10 protein-coding genes are annotated in these 16,995 nt (G+C 66.8%); 5 read left to right on the top strand and 5 right to left on the bottom strand.

Features of this window, described 5'->3' with window-relative positions:
• Nucleotides 1–79: 79 nt before the first annotated feature.
• The 4 genes from lpdA to ABE485_RS24685 form a co-directional block, all read right to left on the bottom strand.
• Complete coding sequence (gene lpdA, locus ABE485_RS24700) at nt 80–1,507, bottom strand: dihydrolipoyl dehydrogenase (protein WP_346517877.1); 1,428 nt, start codon at nt 1,505–1,507, stop codon at nt 80–82.
• A gap of 132 nt (nt 1,508–1,639) precedes the next feature.
• Nucleotides 1,640–2,875, bottom strand: coding sequence for a 2-oxoglutarate dehydrogenase complex dihydrolipoyllysine-residue succinyltransferase (gene odhB / locus ABE485_RS24695; RefSeq protein WP_346517876.1), 1,236 nt, complete (start codon nt 2,873–2,875; stop codon nt 1,640–1,642).
• Between the two features lie 102 nt (nt 2,876–2,977).
• Complete coding sequence (locus ABE485_RS24690; RefSeq protein WP_346517875.1) at nt 2,978–5,845, bottom strand: 2-oxoglutarate dehydrogenase E1 component; 2,868 nt, start codon at nt 5,843–5,845, stop codon at nt 2,978–2,980.
• A gap of 328 nt (nt 5,846–6,173) precedes the next feature.
• Nucleotides 6,174–6,644 carry an Lrp/AsnC family transcriptional regulator gene (locus ABE485_RS24685; RefSeq protein ID WP_346517874.1) on the bottom strand — a complete coding sequence of 157 codons (471 nt, stop codon included), beginning with the start codon at nt 6,642–6,644 and terminating at the stop codon, nt 6,174–6,176.
• 190 nt (nt 6,645–6,834) lie between these two features.
• On the opposite strand from ABE485_RS24685, the gene ABE485_RS24680 reads away from it, so the two are divergent.
• The 4 genes from ABE485_RS24680 (at nt 6,835) to ABE485_RS24665 (ending at nt 11,991) form a co-directional block, all read left to right on the top strand.
• Nucleotides 6,835–7,851: a 1-aminocyclopropane-1-carboxylate deaminase gene (locus tag ABE485_RS24680; RefSeq protein WP_346517873.1), complete on the top strand. Its 1,017-nt coding sequence runs from the start codon at nt 6,835–6,837 to the stop codon at nt 7,849–7,851.
• Nucleotides 7,852–8,082: 231 nt separating this feature from the next.
• Nucleotides 8,083–9,027: an allantoinase PuuE gene (gene puuE, locus ABE485_RS24675; protein ID WP_346517872.1), complete on the top strand. Its 945-nt coding sequence runs from the start codon at nt 8,083–8,085 to the stop codon at nt 9,025–9,027.
• A gap of 11 nt (nt 9,028–9,038) precedes the next feature.
• Nucleotides 9,039–10,754, top strand: coding sequence for a hydantoinase/carbamoylase family amidase (locus ABE485_RS24670; RefSeq protein WP_346517871.1), 1,716 nt, complete (start codon nt 9,039–9,041; stop codon nt 10,752–10,754).
• A gap of 4 nt (nt 10,755–10,758) precedes the next feature.
• Complete coding sequence (locus ABE485_RS24665) at nt 10,759–11,991, top strand: M20 family metallopeptidase (protein WP_346517870.1); 1,233 nt, start codon at nt 10,759–10,761, stop codon at nt 11,989–11,991.
• A gap of 17 nt (nt 11,992–12,008) precedes the next feature.
• On the opposite strand, the gene ABE485_RS24660 is transcribed toward ABE485_RS24665, so the two are convergent.
• Complete coding sequence (locus ABE485_RS24660) at nt 12,009–14,060, bottom strand: OPT family oligopeptide transporter (protein ID WP_346517869.1); 2,052 nt, start codon at nt 14,058–14,060, stop codon at nt 12,009–12,011.
• Nucleotides 14,061–14,275: 215 nt separating this feature from the next.
• Here ABE485_RS24660 and mdeB point away from each other — a divergent pair, with 215 nt between their 5' ends.
• Nucleotides 14,276–16,963: an alpha-ketoglutarate dehydrogenase gene (gene mdeB, locus ABE485_RS24655; protein ID WP_346517887.1), complete on the top strand. Its 2,688-nt coding sequence runs from the start codon at nt 14,276–14,278 to the stop codon at nt 16,961–16,963.
• Nucleotides 16,964–16,995 lie beyond the last annotated feature (32 nt).

The following is a 16,995-nucleotide window of genomic DNA, read 5'->3' as shown; positions in this document are numbered from 1 at the left end:
CAGGCTGAATGAAATGTGGCGATAAAGAAAAGGGCGGGTCCTGGAACCCGCCCCCGGTCTTGCAAAGGTCAAGCGCGTCTTAGAAGTTCAGCGCACGCTTGTCCACGGCCAGAGCGGCTTCCTTCACGGCTTCCGACAGGGTCGGGTGCGCGTGGCAGATGCGGGCGATGTCTTCGGCTGCGCCGCGGAATTCCATGATGGTCACGGCTTCCGAGATCAGTTCCGAGGCCATCGGGCCCACGATGTGCACGCCCAGGACTTCGTCGGTCTTGGCGTCGGCGATCACCTTGGCAAAGCCGGTGGTGTCGCCCAGCGCGCGGGCGCGGCCGTTGGCCAGGAACGGGAAGCTGCCGGCCTTGTACTCGCGGCCTTCGGCCTTGAGTTGCTGCTCGGTCTTGCCGACCCAGGCGATTTCCGGCGAGGTGTAGATGACCCACGGCACGGTGTCGAAGTTGACATGGCCATGCTGGCCGGCGATGCGCTCGGCAACCGCCACGCCTTCTTCTTCGGCCTTGTGCGCCAGCATCGGGCCGCGCACCACGTCGCCCACGGCCCAGACGTTCGGCAGGTTGGTCTTGCAGTCGCCGTCCACGGCCACGAAGCCGCGTTCGTCCAGCTTCAGGCCCACGGATTCGGCGTTCAGGCCGCCGGTGTAGGGCACGCGGCCGATCGAGACGATCAGCTTGTCCACGACCAGCTTCTGCTCGGCGCCCTTGGCGTCGACGTAAGGCACGGTCACCGACTTGGCGGTCGCCTTGATCTCGCCGATCTTGACGCCCATCTGGATGTTCAGGCCTTGCTTGGTGAAGGCCTTCAGGGCTTCCTTGGCCACTTGCGCGTCAGCGGCGGCCAGGAATTCCGGCATCGCTTCCAGGATCGTGACGTCGGAACCCAGGCGGCGCCACACGCTGCCCATTTCCAGGCCGATCACGCCGGCGCCGATCACGCCCAGCGTCTTGGGCACGGCGCCGATGTTCAGCGCGCCGTCGTTGGACAGCACGACCTTTTCGTCGAACGGCAGGCCGGGCAGTTCACGCGCCGACGAACCGGTGGCGACCACCACATGCTTGGCTACCAGGTCTTCTTCGGCGGTGCCGGTGACCTTGATGGCCCAGCCGCCTTCCACCTGGCCGTTGAACGCGCCCTTGCCGTGGAAGAAGGTGACCTTGTTCTTCTTGAACAGGTACAGGATGCCGTCGTTGTTCTGCTTGACCACCGTGTTCTTGCGGCCGATCAGCGTGTCGAGCTTCAGGCTCACGCCCTTGACTTCGATGCCGTGCTCGGCGAAGTGGTGGTTGGCTTGTTCGTAGTGTTCCGACGACTGCAGCAGCGCCTTGGACGGAATGCAGCCGACGTTGGTGCAGGTGCCGCCAGGAGCCGGGCCGCCTTGGCCGTTCTGCCAGGCGTCGATGCAGGCGACCGACATGCCGAGCTGCGCGGCGCGGATGGCGGCGATGTAGCCGCCAGGGCCTGCGCCGATCACGACGACGTCAAATTGTTTGGACATAGTGTTCTCGCGAATGAGGTGTGGGGTGGAGCACGCCCTGCCCAGCGGGTACAGGCTGCAGGCCGGCGGGGAGCCGGCCGGGGCGCCGCGGGACCCGCAGGTCGCGCGCGGCGCCGGCCAGGGGCGTCGAGATTACAGGTCCAGCAACAGGCGCTGCGGATCTTCCAGGGCGTCCTTCATGGCGACCAGGCCCAGCACGGCTTCGCGGCCGTCGATGATGCGGTGGTCGTAGGACAGGGCCAGGTAGTTCATCGGGCGGATGACGATCTGGCCGTTTTCGACGACGGCGCGATCCTTGGTGGCATGCACGCCCAGGATGGCCGATTGCGGCGGGTTGATGATCGGGGTCGACAGCATCGAGCCGAACACGCCGCCGTTGGAGATCGAGAACGTGCCGCCGGTCATTTCTTCAATGCCCAGCTTGCCGTCCGCGGCGCGGCGGCCGAAGTCGGCGATGGTCTTTTCGATTTCAGCGATGGACAGCTGGTCGGCGTTGCGCAGGATCGGCACCACCAGGCCACGCGGGCTGCCGACAGCGATGCCGATGTCGAAGTAGCCGTGATAGATGATGTCCTTGCCGTCGATCGAGGCGTTGATCAGCGGGTACTTCTTCAGTGCGGCGACGGCGGCCTTGACGAAGAACGACATGAAGCCCAGCTTGATGCCGTGTTCCTTTTCGAACTTGTCCTTGTACTTGGCGCGCAGGTCGATGACGGCCTGCATGTTCACTTCGTTGAACGTGGTCAGGATCGCGTTTTCCTGCTGCGACTGCAGCAGGCGCTCGGCGATGCGGGCGCGCAGGCGGCTCATCGGCACGCGCTGTTCCGGACGGCCGTCCAGCGACAGCGTGGTCGGGGCGGGAGCGGCGGCAGCCTTGGCCGGAGCGGCCTTGGGCTGTGCGCTGGCGGCCAGGGCGTCGCCCTTGGTCACACGGCCGTCGCGGCCGGTGCCGGCCACGGAAGCGGCGTCAACGCCCTTCTCGGCCAGGATCTTGGAAGCGGCGGGCGAAGCCACGCCAGCGGCGGCCGTCGAGGCCGGGGCAGCAGCGGCCGGAGCCGGTGCGGCGGCGGCTTGCTCGGCAGCCTTGGGGGCTTCGGCGGGCGCGGTGGCGGCGGCGCCGGCCTTGGCGGCGGTGTCGATACGGGCCAGCACTTCGCCGGAGGTCACGGTGCTGCCATCGCCCTTGACGATTTCAGCCAGCACGCCCGAGGCGGGGGCCGGCACTTCCAGCACGACCTTGTCGGTTTCGACTTCGATCAGGATTTCGTCCGCTTCGACGGCAGCGCCGGGCTGCTTTTTCCAGGTCAGCAAGGTCGCTTCGGAGACGGATTCGGAAAGTTGGGGAACGACGACGTCGGTAATAGCCATTTTATTTATTCCGTAAAGTGTGTGTTCTGGTCACGCGGCGCGGCAAGGTTCGAAACGGGTTCCGGAACGCTTGCCGCCCGCGGCGCGTGCATCAAGTAAAGGTTACTTCGTCAACATGACCTTGAACTTGGGCGCGAAAGCCGTTTCGATCAGGGCCTTCTGCTGCTCCTGGTGCTTGGCCAGGTAGCCCACGGCCGGCGATGCCGAAGCGGCACGGCCTGCGTAGCCCAGCTTCTGGCCTTCGACCATGTTCTCGTACACGTGGTGTTGGACGTAGAACCAGGCGCCTTGGTTCTGCGGTTCGTCCTGAACCCAGATCACCTCGGTTGCCTTCGGGTACTTGCGCAGTTCGGATTCGAACGACTTGTGCGCAAACGGGTACAGCTGCTCGACACGGACGATGGCGACGTTGTCGGCGCCACGTTCGCGACGGGCGTTGACCAGGTCGTAGTACACCTTGCCCGAGCAAGCCAGCACGCGCTTGACCTTGCTGGCGTCGATCGCGTCGTCGACCTCGCCGATCACCGGACGGAAGCTGCCGCCGGCCAGATCGGTCAGGGGCGAACCCGCGTCCTTGTTGCGCAGCAGCGACTTCGGCGTGAACAGCACCAGCGGCTTGCGGAACGGGCGGATCATCTGGCGGCGCAGAACGTGGAAGATCTGCGATGCCGAGGTCGGCTGGACCACTTGCATGTTGTTGTCGGCGCACAGTTGCAGGAAGCGCTCGATGCGGCCGGACGAGTGCTCGGGGCCCTGGCCTTCGTAGCCGTGCGGCAGCATCAGGGTCAGGCCCGACTGGCGGCCCCACTTGGCTTCGCCGGAGCTGATGAACTGGTCGATCACGACCTGGGCGCCGTTGACGAAGTCGCCGAACTGGCCTTCCCAGATGGTCAGCGTGTTGGGCTCGGCGCTGGAGTAGCCGTATTCAAAGCCCAGCACCGCTTCTTCGGACAGCACCGAGTCGATCACGGTGAACGGAGCCTGGCCTTCCGACACGTTCTGCAGCGGAATATAGGTGCCGTCGTTCCAGCGTTCGCGGTTCTGGTCGTGCAGCACGGCGTGGCGGTGCGTGAACGTGCCACGGCCCGAGTCCTGGCCGGTGATGCGAATGGCGTAGCCCGAGGACACCAGGGTCGCGAAGGCGAGGTGTTCGCCCATGCCCCAGTCCAGGTTCATTTCGCCCTTGGCCATCGTGCGGCGGTCGTTCAGCAGCTTGGCGACCAGCGGGTGCACCGTGAAGCCTTCCGGCACGGTGGTGATGCGTTCGCCGATGCGCTTGAGTTCAGCCAGCGGCACCGCGGTGTCGGCCTGGTCGGTCCACTTGGCGCCCAGGAACGGCGACCAATCGATGGCGTACTTGCTCTTGTAGTCGGTCAGCACCGGCTCGATGGTGCGCTGGCCGTCTTCCATCAGCTGGCGGTAGTCCTTGACGAGCTGGTCGGCTTCGCCTTCGGCCAGCACGCCTTGCGTGGTCAGCTTGTCGGCGTACAGCTTGCGCGTGCCGGGGTGATGGCCGATGCGCTTGTACATCAGGGGCTGCGTCAGCGACGGGGTGTCCTGTTCGTTGTGGCCCAGCTTGCGGAAGCAGACGATGTCCACGACGATGTCGTGACGGAACTGCAGGCGGTAGTCCAGCGCCAGCTTGGTGACGAACACCACGGCTTCGGGGTCGTCGCCGTTGACGTGGAACACCGGGGCTTCGATCATCTTGACCACGTCGGTGCAATACAGCGTCGAACGCGAGTCGCGCGGGTCGGACGTGGTGAAGCCGATCTGGTTGTTGATGACGATGTGCAGGGTGCCGCCCGTGCCGTAGCCGCGCGTCTGGGCCAGGTTCAGGGTTTCCATCACGACGCCCTGGCCGGCAAAGGCCGCGTCGCCGTGCACCAGCACCGGCAGCACTTGCTTGCCTTCGGCATCGCCGCGGCGTTCCTGGCGGGCGCGGGCGCTGCCTTCGACGACGGGGTTGACGATTTCAAGGTGCGACGGGTTGAACGCCAGCGACAGGTGGACGGGGCCGCCACGCGTGGACAGGTCGCTCGAGAAGCCGTTGTGGTACTTCACGTCGCCGTCGGTCAGGCCTTCGGCGTGCTTGCCTTCGAACTCGGCGAACAGGTCGCCGGGCATCTTGCCCATGATGTTCACGAGCAGGTTCAGGCGGCCGCGGTGGGCCATGCCGACCACGATTTCCTGGACGCCGTTTTCACCGGCGTGGTTGACCACTTCGTCCATCGAGGCGATGAAGCTTTCGCCGCCTTCCAGCGAGAAACGCTTCTGGCCGACGTACTTGGTGTGCAGGAAGCGCTCGAGGCCTTCGGACTCGGTCAGCTGCTGCAGGATGTGGCGCTTTTCTTCGACCGAATAGGTGGGCGCGCCCAGGGTGGTTTCCAGGCGTTCCTGGATCCAGCGCTTGGCGGCGGGGTCGGAGATGTGGGTGAATTCTGCACCGATGCTGCGGCAGTAGGTGTCGCGCAGCGCCTTCAGGATGTCGCGCAGCGTCATGGTGCTGGCGGTCGTGAAGTAGGTGTTGGTGGCCGAGTAGGTCTGGTCCAGATCGGCTTCGGTCAGGCCGTAGAAGGCGGGATCGAGTTCCGGGATCGGCGGACGTTCCTGGCGCTTGAGCGGATCCAGGTCTGCCCAGCGCGAACCCAGCGAGCGGTAGGCGGCAATCAGCGATTGCACCGACACCTGCTTGCTGGCGACGCTCAGGTCGGGTTCGGCGGCGCGTTGCACGAAGGCATTGGCCTTGGCGCGCTGGGCGAACGATTCGACGATGGGAGCGTGGGCCTGGTCGCGAGTGGATTCCTGGCCGTCGGTTGCGGGAGCGTGCTGCAACTGGTCGAAGTATTCACGCCAATTGTCAGGAACCGAACCGGGATTGTCGAGGTAGGCTTCGTAAAGCTCCTCAACATACGGGGCATTACCCCCAAAGAGATAAGACGTGGATAGAGATTCTATTTCCGAAGACATATCGCTTCACCTTTACGAGTGCTTCACTCGAGACGATGCAGGAAAACCTTCCGCGACACGGGCTTCCCGTTAGGCGGATAGCAGGGGCAGAAGGCGCGTACAAGCCTTTATTAGCCTATGGGTAGGAAGTATAACCCTTTGAGTTTACGGGCGTCTTCCTGCAATTCTGTGACGCAAAAGCGCTTTCGGAATGCTGTCATGCGGCATTGGAATGTCCAGCGAACCCCTTACATTTCACCGTCTACTCGCCATCAAAATCCGTTAATCGAAAATGCCGCAGCGCGTCATTTTTATTAAGGCCAAATGCGAGTGTTGCGCATTTGCCTCGTCAAACCGGCAGCGCCGTCGTCGACAGGATCTCTTTCAACACGAAAAAGGTGCGGATCTGGCGTACGCCGGGCAACTTGATGATCTCGCCCGCATGCAGCTTGTTGAAGCGTTCCAGATCGCGTATGCGCAGCATCAGGAAATAGTCGAATTCTCCCGCCACCAGGTGGCATTCGAGGCAGCCGCTGATGCCCCGGGCGGCCGCTTCGAAGTCGGTGAAGGATTCCGGCGTGGAACGGTCGAGCACCACGCCCACGATGACCAGGGTGGCCATGTCCACGTCGGCGGGTTCCAGCAAGGCCACCGTCTTCCTGATCACCCCTTCGCTCTTGAGCTTTTCGACCCGGCGCAGGCAGGCGGCCGGACTCAGGTGGACGCGTGCGCTGAGATCCAGGTTGGTGATCTGCGCGTCTTCCTGCAGCACGCGGAGAATCTGGCGGTCGATGCGGTCCAGCGTGAAAACGGCGGTCATCAGATGCGTCCCTGAAAATTTAATTTCGCATTGATTTTGGTATTCAAAATAATAAATCCATATCGGCCGCAATTTAAATTAATAATTCCGCAGACCCGAAAAATACGCAATTGACCACATAACCCCATGATTCCTATGATTTTTTCCAACCCGCCGCTCGGCCGGGCTGGCAAAAACCCAAGGAGCTCCCATGGATCTGCAGCGATTCCCCCGTCATCGCCTGACATTCGGCGACACCCCCATCGAAAAGCTGGAACGGCTGTCCAGGCACCTGGGCGGCAAGGTCGAGATCTACGCCAAGCGCGAGGACTGCAACAGCGGCCTGGCCTTCGGCGGCAACAAGCTGCGCAAGCTGGAGTACCTGATCCCGCAGGCGCTCGAGCAGGGCTGCGACACGCTGGTCACCATAGGCGGCATCCAGTCCAACCACACCCGCATGGTGGCGGCCGTGGCCGCCAAGCTGGGAATGGGCTGCGTGCTGGTCCAGGAGAACTGGGTGGACTATTCCGACGCGGTCTACGACCGGGTCGGCAACATCATGATGAGCCGCCTGATGGGCGCCGATGTGCGGCTGGTGGACCAGGGCTTCGACATCGGCTTTCGACGCAGTTGGGAAGACGCGCTCGACGAGGTCCGGCGCCGCGGCGGCAAGCCCTACGCGATCCCCGCGGGCGCGTCGGACCATGAACTGGGCGGCCTGGGCTACGTGGGCTTCGCCGAAGAAGTGCGGCGGCAGGAGGCCGAACTGGGCTTCAAGTTCGACTACATCGTCGTGTGCGCGGTCACGGGCAGCACGCAGGCCGGCATGGTGGTGGGTTTCGCGGCCGACGGGCGCGCCGACCGCGTCATCGGCATCGACGCCTCGGCCACGCCGGACCAGACCCGCGCCCAGATCCTGCGGATCGCCCGGCGCACGGCGGACATGGTGGGACTGCAGCGGCCCATCGAGGACAAGGATGTGGTCCTGGACACGCGCTACGCCTATCCGGCCTACGGCCTGCCCTCGGCGGAAACCAACGAAGCCATCCGCACCTGCGCGCGGCTGGAGGGCATGATGACCGACCCCGTGTACGAGGGCAAATCCATGCAGGGGATGATGGACATCATCAGCAAGGGCGAAATCCCCGCCGGCTCGCGAGTCCTGTATGCGCACCTGGGAGGGGTGCCGGCGATCAACGCCTACAGCTTTCTGTACCGCAACGGATAGCGGCGGCTTCGGGGTCACGGGCTGGCCCTGCGGCGACCTGCGCTGATCCGCGGCCATGCTTCGCGCCAGGCGCGCCCCACCTCGTGGTGCGCCTTTTCGTTGCGCCGCGGCCGGTGTCCTAGGGCAATCGCCGATGGCGCCGCGGGCGCGGACTGATGTACATAATTTGTATACACGCACTGGTATTCCAGCTATGGTTCAGTTCGCCATGCAACCCCGTCGCCCGCTCCGATGACTTCCTACGATTCCACGCTGCCCTACCCCCGCGACCTCGTCGGCTACGGACGCAATCCGCCTCACGCCAGATGGCCCGGCAATGCCCGCATCGCGGTGCAGTTCGTGCTGAATTACGAGGAAGGCGGCGAAAACAGCGTGCTCCATGGCGATGCGGGATCCGAGCAGTTCCTGTCGGAAATGTTCAGTCCGGCCAGCTACCCGGACCGCCACCTCAGCATGGAAGGCATCTATGAATATGGCTCGCGGGCGGGCGTGTGGCGCATCCTGCGCGAATTCGAAAAGCGGCGTCTGCCCCTGACCGTGTTCGGCGTCGGCATGGCCCTGCAGCGCCACCCCGAATTGACGGCCGCCCTCGTCGAACAGGGGCATGAAATCGCCTGCCACGGCTGGCGCTGGATTCATTACCAGAACGTCGACGAGGCCACGGAACGCGAGCACATGCGCCTGGCCATGGACGCCATCACGGCGCTGACGGGCTCGCGCCCGCTGGGCTGGTACACCGGGCGCGACAGCCCGCGCACGCGCCGGCTGGTGGCCGACTACGGCGGCTTCGAGTACGACAGCGACTATTACGGCGACGACCTGCCATTCTGGATGCAAGTGCAAAAGACCGACGGCACGACGGCGCCCCAGCTCATCGTGCCCTACACCCTGGACTGCAACGACATGCGCTTCGCCCTGCCTCAGGGCTACTCGCATGCGGACCCTTTCTTCCAGTACATGAAGGACAGCTTCGACGCGCTCTACGCCGAAGGCGACGAGGCGCCCAAGATGCTCAGCATCGGCATGCACTGCCGCCTGCTGGGCCGTCCCGGACGCATCGTCGCGCTGCAGCGCTTCCTGGACCACATCGCGCGCCACGACCGCGTCTGGGTGTGCCGCCGGCTCGACATCGCCCGGCACTGGAAAAGCACGCATCCCTATAGCCCCGCCCGCTGAACAGGACGACCATGGCCCATTCCCTCGCCGAACTCAACGCCGCCACGCCCGCCGAGGCGCAAGCCCTGCTTGCAGACCTGTATCCGCATGCGCCCTGGGTCGTGGAGCAGGCGCTGCCTTCGCGCCCCTTCCGGTCGGTCGCGGACCTGCGCCAACGCCTGCGTCAGGCCGTGGACGCCGCCAGTCCGGACATCCGGCTGGCGCTGGTCCGCGCCCAATCGGGAATCCAGCCCGCGCCCGCCGACAACGCCGACGACGCCGCGCGATTGGCGCAAGTCAGCGCCGCGTACTCCACCCGCTTCGGCCATGCGCCGATCGTTTCCCCGCGCGGGCCGCGCGGCACGGAACGCGATGGCGGCCAGTTGGCGGACGAGCTCGCGCGGCGGCTGGACAACCCGCCCGACGCCGAACTGGAAGAGGCGCTGCGCCATCTGCATCGCGCCGCCGAGCTCCGCCTGCACGAGCTGTTCCGCGCGCCCGCGCTGGGCCATGACATCTGGGACTGGCACGAACAGCTCAGCGAATACAGCGACCCCGGCTACGCCGAAAAGGGCCAGCTCACCGTCACCTACCTGACCGACGCGCACCGCGCCTGCGCGCAGCGCATCTTGCAGGGGATGCGCGACTGCGGATTCGACGAGATCGGCGTCGACGCTGTCGGCAACGTGGTCGGACGCTATCGCGCCGACCGCCCCGACGCCCCCACGCTCATGACCGGCAGCCATTACGACACCGTGCGCAACGCCGGCAGATACGACGGCCGGCTGGGGATCTTCGTGCCCATGGCCTGCGTGCGCGAATTGCATCGCCAGGGCCGGCGCCTGCCCTTCGACCTGGAAGTGATCGGGTTCGCCGAAGAAGAAGGCCAGCGCTATCGGGCCACATTCCTCGGGTCCGGCGCGCTGATCGGCGACTTCAAACCGGAATGGCTGGAGCAGAAGGATGCCGGCGGCGTCGCCATGCGCGACGCCATGGCGCACGCCGGACTGCGCATCGGCGACATCCCCGGCCTGCGGCGCGATCCCGCCCGCTACCTGGGCTTCGTCGAAGTGCATATCGAACAGGGACCGGTCCTGTACGAACTGGGACTACCGCTCGGCGTCGTCACATCCATCAACGGCTGCGTGCGTCACCAGGTGCAGATCCTGGGCATGGCCAGCCATGCAGGCACCACGCCCATGGACCGGCGCCGCGACGCTGCCCTGGCCGCCTGCGAACTTGCGCTGTACGTCGAACGGCGGGCCGCGCGCGATGGCGATTCGGTCGGCACCGTCGGCATGCTGGAAGTGCCCAGCGGGTCCATCAACGTGGTGCCGGGCGAATGCCGCTTCAGCCTGGACCTGCGCGCGCCCAGCGACACGCAGCGCGACGCCCTGGTTGCCGACGTGCTGGCCGAACTGGCCGCCATCTGCCAGCGGCGCGGCGTGCGATACACGCTCGAGGAAACCATGCGCGCCGCCGCCGCGCCCAGCGATCCGCGCTGGCAGCAGCGCTGGGAACGCGCGGTGGACGCCTTGGGCGTGCCCGTGCACCGCATGCCCAGCGGCGCGGGCCACGACGCCATGAAGCTGCACGAGATCATGCCCCAGGCCATGCTGTTCGTGCGCGGACAGAACGCCGGCATCAGCCACAACCCCCGCGAATCCACCACCAGCGACGACATCGAACTGGCCACGCTAGCGATGTTGGGCCTGCTGGATGCGCTTGCCAACGAAACCACCACCTGACGCCATGACCGATTACGCCCGACTCGACGCCTGGGTTGATGCCCACTTCGACGAAGAAGTCCGCTTCCTGCAGGAACTGGTGCGCGTGCCCACCGACACGCCGCCCGGCAACAACGCGCCCCACGCCGCCCGCACCGCGGAGCTGCTGCAAGGCTTCGGCCTGCAGGCCGAGGCGCATCCCGTGCCCGCCGCGGACGTGCAAGCCTACGGGATGCAATCCATCACCAACCTCATCGTGCGCCGCGAGTACGGCGGCGGCGGCCGCCGCATCGCGCTCAACGCCCATGGCGACGTGGTGCCGCCGGGCGACGGCTGGACGCACGATCCCTATGGCGCCGAGATCGACGACGGCAGCCTGTACGGCCGCGCCGCCGCCGTCAGCAAGAGCGATTTCGCCAGTTTCACGTTTGCCGTGCGCGCGCTGGAAGCGGTCGCCAGGCCGGCCCGTGGCGCGGTCGAACTGCACTTCACCTACGACGAGGAGTTCGGCGGCTTGCTGGGGCCCGGCTGGCTCCTCAAGCAGGGCCTGACCCGGCCGGACCTGATGATCGCGGCGGGCTTCAGCTATGAAGTCGTCACGGCGCACAACGGCTGCCTGCAGATGGAAGTGACGGTGCACGGCAAGATGGCCCACGCGGCCATCCCCAGCAGCGGCGTGGACGCGCTGCAGGGCGCCGTCGGGATCCTGAACGCCCTGTATGCGCAGAACGCGAAGTACCGGGCGATCTCCTCCCAGGTCCCGGGCATTTCGCACCCGTACCTGAACGTGGGCCGCATCGAAGGCGGCACCAACACGAACGTGGTGCCCGGCAAGGTGAGTTTCAAGCTGGACCGGCGCATGATCCCCGAGGAAAACGCCGCTGAAGTCGAGGCCGACATCCGGCGCATCATCCAGGAGGCGGCGGCCGCCGCGCCAGGCATTGGCGTCGACATCAAGCGCCTGCTGCTGGCCAATTCGATGCGCCCCCTGCCCGGCGGCCAGCCGCTGGTGCAGGCCATCCAGCAGCACGGGCAGGACGTGTTCGGCGAACCCATCCCCGCCATGGGCACGCCGCTGTACACCGACGTGCGCCTGTACGCCGAGGCCGGCATACCCGGCGTGATCTATGGCGCCGGTCCGCGCACCGTGCTGGAATCGCACGCCAAGCGCAGCGACGAACGGGTCGTGCTGGAAGACCTGCGCCGCGCCACCAAGGTCATCGCGCGCACCCTGGCCGACCTGCTTCGGTCCGATTGAGGCTCGCCGGCCTGACGCTACGCCAGTTTCATCACCCGGCGCCAGAACAGCACGGCCACCATCACGAAGACGGCAAGCCCCAGGTAGGAAGCCGTCGTCTCGAAGCCCGCGCCCGCCAGGGCCAGCGGCGCTTCGCTGCCCGACGCGCCGATGATGGCGGCCATCAGCACGCCCACCAGGCTCTCGCCCACGATCAGGCCGGACGCGATCAGCACGCCGCGCCGGTTGGCCGCCTCGGCGTACCGCTCGTAGGGCTGGCCGGCGGCGTCCGCGCGGCGGCGCAAGGCCCCTTCCAGCAACCAGGCCAGCAGCGCGCCCGCCACGATGGGTGCGGCCACCGTCGGCGGCAAGTAGATGCCGATGCCCACCGCCAGCACCGGGATGCGCGCGACGCGGCAGGTGCGCTTCAGGATTTCATCGACGATGATCAGAGCGACGCCCACCGCCATGCCGATCAGGATCATGGTCCAGTTCAGCTGGTGGGTGAAGATGCCGCGCGCGATCGCGAGCATCAGCGTCGCCTGCGGCGCGGACAGGGCCTGCCCCGGATCCATGCCCTCGCGCGGCATCGCATCCGCGAACCCGTAGGCGTTGTACAGCAGCTCCAGCACCGGGGAGATCACCGCGGCCCCGACCACGCAGCCGATCAGCAGCGCCACCTGCTGGCGCCAGGGCGTAGCGCCCACCAGCCAGCCGGTCTTCAAGTCCTGCAGGTTGTCGTTGGAAATGGAGGCCACCGCCACCACGGCCGACGTACTGAAGATCGCCAGCGCGATCGTCATCTGCATGCCGTTCTGCACCGCCATCAGGTCGCCGGCCACGCCCAGCATCAGCACGGACACCAGCACGATGGCGACGATGCCCACGCCCGAAATCGGGCTGGTCGACGAGCCCACCAGGCCCGCCATGTAGCCGCAGGCGGCGGCCACGAGAAACCCGAACACGAAGGCGAACAGCACCGCATAGGCCACCAGCTTCCAGATGGCGCCGGCCGACAGCGGCGCGCCCGCCAGGAAGACCTGGAACGTGATCACCAGGATCGCCACCAGCACCAGCGTCACCACCGAGATCCAGCCGGCCGACAGATCGCGCTCGGTGCGCGGTGCGCTGCCGGCCCGGGCGGCGCCCGCCTTGGTCAGCGCGGAAAACGAGGCCTTCACGCCGCGCGCCATCGGCACGAACAGCGTGGCCAGCGTCCAGATCGCACCCACGCCGATCACGCCCGCGCCGATGAAGCGCACCTGCGACGACCACAACTGCGTGGCGTACTTCGCCAGCGACAGGCCCGCGGGCATGTCGCCCATGGCGGTCAGGATCGGCACCGCGATGCCCCACGAAATGATCAGGCCGGTCAGCATCGCCAGCCCCGCGACGATGCCGATCAGATAGCCCGCGCCCAAAAGCGCCAGCGAAAAGCCCATCGGCAGCCGGAACACGGCGCCGCCCAGCGCGAACCAGCCGCTGACGCTGTCGCCCAGCACCCGCAGGCCGCTGGCGGCGAAGCTGACCACCGCCGCCGCGACGCCACCGGCGACGATGTCGCCCATGCCCGTCGCGGCGGGCTTGGACGGCGTGCCCGCCCCGGCATCAGCCTCGTCCTGCGCGCGCTCGGCGCTGCCCACCCGCAGGATCTCGGCCGCGGCCACGCCCTCGGGATACGGCAGGTCGCTCTGCACCACCATCACATGGCGCAGCGGGATGGTGAACATCACGCCCAACATGCCGCCCGCCGCGCAGATGCCCAGCGTCTGCCAGAACGGAAAGCCCTGCCAGTGGCCCATCATGACCAGCGCCGGCAGGATGAAGATGATGGCGGAGAGCGTGCCCGCGGCCGACGCCTGCGTCTGCACCATGTTGTTCTCGAGGATGTTGGCGTCCTTGAACATGCGCAGGACCGACATCGAGATCACCGCGGCCGGAATGGCCGAGGAAAACGTCAGGCCGACTTTCAGGCCCAGAAAGACATTCGACGCCGTGAAGATGACGGTGATCAGCGCGCCGAGCAGGACGCCGCGGAACGTCAGTTCCGGAAGCGTGACCTCCGCGGGGACGCGGATGGGTTGGGTCATGGATCTCTCCCTATCTTTGATAGCCGCGGATTCTAGCGCCTCGACGTCCACCCAGTGGTCACCACCCGTAAGCATGATTCCGCGGTAGAACCTGCCGCAGCGTGAAAACCTGACAACAGATTATGCTGAATCCCGGGGATATCGCCCAAGATTTTGATTACTCATGCCACGGGCAAGGGTCTAGCATGATCGGTAAAACAGGAGACGACACCACCATGCTCGACGCCCGCCAGCCACTTCCCGGACCGGCCCGCCAGGACGACGCCGATCCCGCCGAAACCGCCGAATGGCGCGATGCCCTGCAGTCGCTGGTCCAGGCCGACGGCGCCGCGCGCGCGGGCTATGTGCTGGACAGCCTGCTGGGACACGCCGCCTCGCTGGGCCTGCGCGCCAACAGCCAGACGCGCACCGCGTACCTGAACACCATCCCCGCGGACCATGAGCCGCCCTTCCCGGGCAACCTCGCGGTCGAGGAACGCATCGCGCGCATCAACCGCTGGAACGCGCTGGCCATGGTGGTGCGCGCCAACCAGGCGCACGGCGAACTGGGCGGCCATATCGCCAGCTACGCGTCGGCGGCCGACCTGTTCGAAGTCGGCTTCAACCACTTCTTCCACGCACGCACGCCGGACAATCCCGGCGACATCGTCTACATGCAGCCGCATTCGGCGCCCGGCGTCTACGCCCGCGCCTTTCTTGAAGGCTTCCTGGGCGAAGAAGACCTGGCGCACTTCCGCCAGGAAATCACCGCGACCGGGCGCGGCCTGCGCGGCCTGTCCTCTTACCCGCATCCGTGGCTGATGCCCGACTTCTGGCAGTTCCCCACCGGATCCATGGGCATCGGGCCGATCAACGCGATCTACCAGGCGCGCTTCATGCGCTATCTCGAGCATCGCTCGCTGGTCCCCCAGGCGGACCGCAAGGTCTGGGGCATCTTCGGCGACGGCGAAATGGACGAGCCCGAATCCATCGCCGCCCTGACGCTGGCCGCCCGCGAAAAACTCGACAACCTGATTTTCGTCGTCAACTGCAATCTGCAGCGGCTCGACGGGCCGGTGCGCGGCAATGGCCGCATCATCGACGAACTGGAAACGCTGTACGCGGGCGCCGGCTGGAACGTCATCAAGCTGGTCTGGGGCAGCGACTGGGACGCCCTGCTGCGCCGCGACACCGGCGGCGCGCTGGCCCGCGCCTTCGCCAATACCGTGGACGGCCAGTTCCAGACCTTCGCCGCGAACGACGGCGCCTTCAACCGCGCGCATTTCTTCAACCAGAACCCGGAGCTGGCCGCCCTGGTGGCCGACTGGTCCGACGAGGCCATCGACCGCCTGCACCGCGGCGGCCACGACATGGTGAAGATCCACGCCGCCTATCACCGTGCCGCCCGGCACCGCGGCCAGCCCACCGTGATCCTGGCGCAGACCAAAAAGGGCTTCGGCATGGGCGCGGCGGGCCAGGGCAAGATGACCACGCACCAGCAGAAAAAGCTGGACGACGAGGCGCTGCTGGCCTTCCGCGACCGGTTCGCGCTGCCGATCTCGGACGCCGACTGCCTGGCGCTGAAGTTCTACCGCCCCGCCGAGGACAGCGCGGAAATGCGCCACCTGCAGGCGCGCCGCGCCGCGCTGGGCGGCCACATCCCCCGGCGCAACGCCGAGGCCCCGCGCCTGTCGCCGCCCGACGCCGAGCAATGGGCGCGCTTCGCCCTGGCCGCCGACGGCAAAGAGATGTCGTCCACCATGGCGATCGTGCGCATGCTCACCGCGTTGCTCAAGGACGCGACCGTGGGGCCGCGCATCGTGCCCATCGTGGCGGACGAGGCGCGCACTTTCGGCATGGCCAACCTGTTCCGGCAGATCGGGATCTATTCCGCGCAGGGTCAGCTCTACGAGCCCGAGGACATCGGCTCGGTGCTGTACTACCGCGAAGCCCGCGACGGCCAGATCCTGGAAGAAGGCATCACCGAGGCGGGGGCCATCTCGTCGTGGACGGCGGCCGGCACCAGCTACTCGGTCAACGGCCTGCCCATGCTGCCCTTCTACATCTACTACTCGATGTTCGGGTTCCAGCGCATCGGCGACCTGATCTGGGCCGCCGCCGACCAGCGCACGCGCGGCTTTCTCATCGGAGCGACCTCCGGCCGCACGACGCTGGGCGGCGAAGGCCTGCAGCACCAGGACGGCTCCAGCCACGTCATGGCCGCCGCCGTGCCCAACTGCCGCGCCTATGACCCGGCCTATGCGTTCGAAGTCGCGGTCATTGTCGAGCACGGCATGCGCCGCATGCTGGACGAGCAGCGCGACGAATTCTTCTACCTGACCGTCACCAACGAAAACCTTGCGCAGCCCGCCATGCCGGCGGATCCGGCCGTGCGCGAAGGCATCCTGCGCGGCCTGTACCGGCTGCGGCCGGCCAACGGAGACGCCCAGGTGCGCCTGCTCGGCGCCGGCCCCATGCTGCGCGAGGCCGAGACGGCCGCCGCACGCCTGCGCGACGACTACGGCATCCAGGCCGAGGTCTGGAGCGTCACCAGCTTCTCCGAGCTGGCCCGCGGCGGGCGCCAGGCCGAACGCGCACGGGTGCTGGGGCTGGACGCCGCTGACAACGAGGACTGGGTCCGCGCCTGCCTGGGCGCCAGCAACGCGCCGGTGATCGCCGCCAGCGACTACGTGCGCGCCGTGCCCGAACAGATCCGCGCCTGGGTGCCCGCGCCCTACCGCACGCTCGGCACGGACGGCTTCGGGCGCAGCGACACGCGGGCCCAGCTGCGCGACTTCTTCGAGGTCAGCGCGGACTGGATCGTCCTGTATGCGCTGGACAGCCTGGACCGGCGGGACGATGTCCGCGCGCTGCGCCAGAAACTGAACGCTGGCAGCCGCCTGACGCCGCCCTGGGAGATCTAGGGCCCCTCCAGGCCAAAAGCCTGGTCCCGACC

It is taken from the genome of Achromobacter spanius (assembly GCF_039673305.1).
GTDB lineage: Bacteria > Pseudomonadota > Gammaproteobacteria > Burkholderiales > Burkholderiaceae_B > Achromobacter > Achromobacter spanius_F.
The sequence above is the reverse complement of the archived record's forward strand: the minus strand, read 5'-3'. Positions and strand labels throughout refer to the sequence as shown.

Bases quoted from the DNA above. Each gene is read 5' to 3' on its own strand.
- ABE485_RS24685 (WP_346517874.1), bottom strand. From the start codon at position 6,644: ATGACCGCCGTTTTCACGCTGGACCGCATCGACCGCCAGATTCTCCGC.
- ABE485_RS24660 (WP_346517869.1), bottom strand. From the start codon at position 14,060: ATGACCCAACCCATCCGCGTCCCCGCGGAGGTCACGCTTCCGGAACTG.
- mdeB (WP_346517887.1), top strand. From the start codon at position 14,276: ATGCTCGACGCCCGCCAGCCACTTCCCGGACCGGCCCGCCAGGACGAC.
- puuE (WP_346517872.1), top strand. From the start codon at position 8,083: ATGACTTCCTACGATTCCACGCTGCCCTACCCCCGCGACCTCGTCGGC.
- lpdA (WP_346517877.1), bottom strand. From the start codon at position 1,507: ATGTCCAAACAATTTGACGTCGTCGTGATCGGCGCAGGCCCTGGCGGC.
- ABE485_RS24680 (WP_346517873.1), top strand. From the start codon at position 6,835: ATGGATCTGCAGCGATTCCCCCGTCATCGCCTGACATTCGGCGACACC.
- ABE485_RS24670 (WP_346517871.1), top strand. From the start codon at position 9,039: ATGGCCCATTCCCTCGCCGAACTCAACGCCGCCACGCCCGCCGAGGCG.
- ABE485_RS24690 (WP_346517875.1), bottom strand. From the start codon at position 5,845: ATGTCTTCGGAAATAGAATCTCTATCCACGTCTTATCTCTTTGGGGGT.
- ABE485_RS24665 (WP_346517870.1), top strand. From the start codon at position 10,759: ATGACCGATTACGCCCGACTCGACGCCTGGGTTGATGCCCACTTCGAC.
- odhB (WP_346517876.1), bottom strand. From the start codon at position 2,875: ATGGCTATTACCGACGTCGTCGTTCCCCAACTTTCCGAATCCGTCTCC.